We start from the raw sequence: 4,280 nt of genomic DNA on the forward strand, positions 1-4,280 counted from the left end.
GGGCAACGGTGAGCTTCATGATCTCCGCGGCTGGGAAGCCGCTGGCTACGTCCTGGCCGTCGGCGACACCCGCAAGCGCGTCCGCGTCTACGGCACCGCGCTGCCGCACTGCCGCAGTCAAATGACGGATGCCGGGAGGGGTGACCGGGGAGCAGGGTCGGAGTGTCCCCGACCCACCCCGAACGACCGACCCCGGAGCCCCGAGTGAACCTCGCGTCGAAGCGCTGGCGGACCACCGTCGTAGCCCTGATGACCGCCCTGTCCGTCCTCTTCCTGGCCAACTCCCAGGCCTCCGCCGCCCAGCCCGGCGAGGGCGTCGACTGGGGGCAGGAGATCGAGAACAACTCGATCGTCCAGACCAACGGCGGCATGGTGGAGACCCGCGACCCCAACACCAACGTCCTCATCCAGGTCTGGCGCGGGTACGACAACAACGTCTACCTCGCCCTCAACCACGGCACCGTGGTCCGGATGCCGGGCGCCACCACGCTGGCCCCGCCGGCCGTCGAGTGGTCGCACTCCAACAGCACCACGAACTCGGCGTTCCGGGTGTTCCACACCGGTACCAACGGGTACATCTACTACACGTACGTGGTGACCGGCGGGAACGGCAACATCGCCAACATCCAGCAGCCGTGGAACCAGGTGCCGCAGGGCGCGGCCACGCCCAACAACTTCCCCGTCTCCGTCGTCGGGCTGCCGAACAACAGCATGTACCTGGCCTTCCGCGGCTCCAGCAGCAACGAGATCTGGGGCCAGTTCTTCGACGGCACGAGCAACCTGTGGGACAACCCCGTGCGGGTCACCGACGCGCGCAGCGACTCGCCGCCCGCGCTCGCGTTCAGCACGAACACCAACATCATCGCCCTCGCCTGGCGCGGGACGGACAACCAGGTGAACCTCATCCGCCAGACCTACGGCCAGCCCTGGTGGTGGGGTCACGACATCTACGCCGGGGTCGCCACCGACGGGCCGCCGGCCGTCGCGATGACCAACAACGGCCGCGGCCAGGTGGCCGTCCGCCGGCAGGGCAGCCACGAGATCGCGCTCACCTCGATCTGGGCGAACGGCGGCTGGCAGAACGGCTGGGACTCCGAGAACACCCACGCCGTCTTCGGCGCGATCTCGCTGGTCGCCTACGCCACCACGGTCTACCTCCTGGCGACGCAGTTCAACGGGGTGGTCAACTGGAAGCCCTCGCGTCAGTTCTGACCTCCGGCCGGGTGGCCGCGGAACGGGAGCACGGGAAGTCGGCCGGTCCGACTTCCCGTGCTCCCGTGTTCGTGGTGCCGTGCTCGTGGTGCCGTGCCGTGCCGTGGTGCCGTGCCGCCGTCCGGGCCCTCCGAACAGGCACAATCAGCCACTGCGCACGGCGGAGGCCCGCGTTCCGGCCGATCGGCCGGGGCGGGGTTGACGGCGAAATTGGTCTATGCCACTTTCTGATCGCGCGGCCCACTGCCTCCTCCTCCCCCCACCGCCGGACCCCGAGGTGAGGCCGGGCTCCCCTCCGCCGGTGCCGCGTGCCGTACCCCCACGCCAGGAGAGGAAGCGCCATGCCCCCCACGCCCCCCGTGAGCGCCCGAACCACCCGCCGCCGCCCGCGCGTTCGCGCGGCGGTCACCGCCGCAGCCGTCGCCGCCGGGCTCGGCGCCGGCGTGCTCGGCACCCTGCCGGCCGCCGCCGCCGGCGAGCCGCTGGCCGTGCAGTACCGCAACGGCGGCAGCGGGTCCGCCCAGGCCTCGCCGTGGCTCAAGGTCGTCAACACCGGTTCCGCGCCACTCGCCCTGGAGCAGGTCAAGCTGCGCTACTACTTCCGGGCCGACAGCCCGTTCGCCGCCTACCGCTTCGCCTGCGACTGGGCCGTCCGGGGCTGCGGCAACGTCACCGGCACCATCGGCACCATCAACGAGCCGGGCGCCGCCGCCGACCGCTACCTGGAGATCGGCTTCACCGCGGCCGCCGGCACCGTGGCGCCCGGCGCCGACAGCGGGGACCTCCAGCTGCGCCTCCACCGCATCGACTGGCAGTCCGTCGTCCAGGGCGACGACTACTCCTTCGGCGCCACCCAGACCGCGTACGCGAACTGGAGCAAGGTCACCGCCAGCGTGGCCGGCGTCCCGGTGTGGGGCGTCTCCCCCGCCGGGTCCGCGATCCCCGCCGGCCCGGCGCTCTTCGACGACCTCGACTACAAGGGCCACGACGACCCGGCGCTCGCCGCCCACGGCTGGAACGCGCGCTCCGGCGGCGGCGGTCCGGGCGTCGGCGGTCCGGCGAGCTGGGCGCCCGAGAACATCACCTTCGCCACCGAGGCCGGCGGGAACTCGGTGATGACCCTGCGAACCACCACCGCCGGTACCCCCGAGACCACCCGGCAGAGCGAATTCCACAGCCGGGCCATGAAGTTCCGCAACGGCACCTACGCCGCCCGGGTCCGCTTCGCCGACGCCCCGGTGACGGGCCCCGACGGCGACCACCTGGTGCAGAGCTTCTTCGCGATCAACGACCTCACGGGCCCGTACGCAGACGACTACGCCGAGTACGACTTCGAGTACCTCCCCAACGGCGGTTGGGGCGAGACCTCGAACATCTTCTTCGCCACCTCCTGGGAGACCACCGGTCCCGACCGCTCCGACAACACCTACACCACCGCCCGGACGTCGTTCGCCGGCTGGCACGACCTGGTGCTGACCATCGACGACAGCAACATCGTCTACTACGTCGACGGCATCGAGTTCGCCCGCCACGACGCCCGCTACCTGCCCGAGCGGCCGATGGTGATCGCCTTCAACCAGTGGCTCACCGACCTCGTCGGCCACACCGGCACCGAGACCCGCGCCTACGAGGAGCAGGTGGACTACGTCCTGCACGTCAAGGACCGGGCGCTGACCCCGGCCCAGGTCCGCGCCGCCGTCGCCGGCTACCGGGCCGCCGGCACGACCTTCACCGACACCGTCCCCGCTCCCTGACTCCCCCTCCCTGGCTCCCGCTCCCTGACGCCTGGTCCCGATCCCCGGTCCCGCTTGCGCTCCGGCCCGGCCGCCCCTCCCGGGCGGCCGGGCACCGCCCCGCCCGTTCGGCTTCAAGCCCGCGGCGGGAAGGGCGAGTTGCGCCGGACTGTCGTACCGGGGCCGCATCCGGGGAAGGATCTCCCGCAATCGAGGGGGAAGGAACACGGATGGGGATCTTCGGCCGCAGGCGCCGCGACCGGTCGGCCGCCGCGCAGGAGGCACCGCAGGACTCGCCGCAGGACGCACCGCCGCGCGGCACCATGCGCCCGGCCGGGCCGCAGGACCCGCCGAGGCCGCCCGGCACGGAGGACGGCTCCTGGATCTACGAGGTCGCGGGCGAGTACTCCTCCGAGAGCTGGGCCCCGCCCGAGTCGATCCGGCGCTGGTGGAAGCTGGACCGGGACGGCAACGTCATCGGCGAGGCCGTCGAGAACGAGCATTTCGGCCCCCCGAAGGACGACCTCACCCGCGCCACCGACCCCACCGGCCCGCTGAACTGGCTGCCCGACCCCGAGGAGACGGTCCGCGGCTGGCTCACCGTCGCCCTCGGCCGGATCGCCGACGGCCTGGAGGTCCACTGGCTCAAGGTGACCGACACCCCCGTCGTCCTCGCCGGCGAGGACGCCTCCGACTTCGCCCCGCCCGACTTCGACCGGCCCCCGCCCGCCCGCATCGGCGTCGCGGTCCCGATCGGCTTCGGCGGCCAACTGCCCGGCTACGAGCCGACGGTGATCTGGGGCCTGCTCCTGTGGGTGCACATCTCCGGAAGCGAGGAGGAGGACCTCGTCCAGAACGTCTGGCTCCGCCCCGAGGTCGAGGCGGACCGCGCCGCCGAGAACCTCCGCATCGTCCTCCAGGCCCCCGACATCCGCTTCTGACCCCCGCTCCCACCGGACACCCCGTGCCCTCACGGCCCCCGGCGTGGAGCAGCCGCCCCACGCATCCGCCCCACGCCCGGTCCTCCGGCCGCGACCGCCACCGCCCGGGCCGACACCCACCCACGGCCATTCACTCCCCCGCGCGCCCCGTACGCGCCCCCGCACCCCGCTTCCGCCACCCCGGTCCGAACAGCCAGGATGGGCGCCGATGTCCGGCACACGGGAGGAGTGGCCAGTGGGAGTGCACGAGAAGCCCCAGGACCCGGGCGGCGGCGGGGAACACCCCAAGCCCACGAAGAACTGAGCCCCCGGCTCCACCACCGGGGCCGGCAACCGGCGGCCCCGGGAACACGGGGGCGTTGCGCAGGAAGTCGGACCGGCCGACTTCCTGCGC

The 4,280-nt window shown here is 72.7% G+C and carries 3 protein-coding genes; all 3 read left to right on the forward strand.

From position 1 onward, the window contains the following. The first annotated feature begins 204 nt into the window (after positions 1 to 204). The 3 genes from ACFCX4_RS35035 (at position 205) to ACFCX4_RS35045 (ending at position 3,886) form a co-directional block, all read left to right on the forward strand. Complete coding sequence (locus ACFCX4_RS35035; protein ID WP_376151319.1) at positions 205 to 1,212, forward strand: hypothetical protein; 1,008 nt, start codon at positions 205 to 207, stop codon at positions 1,210 to 1,212. Between the two features lie 341 nt (positions 1,213 to 1,553). Continuing rightward, a complete protein-coding gene (locus ACFCX4_RS35040) occupies positions 1,554 to 2,966 on the forward strand; it encodes a cellulose binding domain-containing protein (RefSeq protein WP_376151321.1) in 1,413 nt (470 codons plus the stop codon). A gap of 209 nt (positions 2,967 to 3,175) precedes the next feature. Further along, a complete protein-coding gene (locus ACFCX4_RS35045) occupies positions 3,176 to 3,886 on the forward strand; it encodes a hypothetical protein (protein ID WP_376151323.1) in 711 nt (236 codons plus the stop codon). Positions 3,887 to 4,280 lie beyond the last annotated feature (394 nt).

Source organism: Kitasatospora sp. NPDC056327, assembly GCF_042261735.1.
Classification (GTDB): Bacteria; Actinomycetota; Actinomycetes; order Streptomycetales; family Streptomycetaceae; genus Kitasatospora.

Coding starts and splice junctions, on each gene's coding strand:
- ACFCX4_RS35045 (WP_376151323.1), top strand. CDS start 3,176: ATGGGGATCTTCGGCCGCAGGCGCCGCGACCGGTCGGCCGCCGCGCAG.
- ACFCX4_RS35040 (WP_376151321.1), top strand. CDS start 1,554: ATGCCCCCCACGCCCCCCGTGAGCGCCCGAACCACCCGCCGCCGCCCG.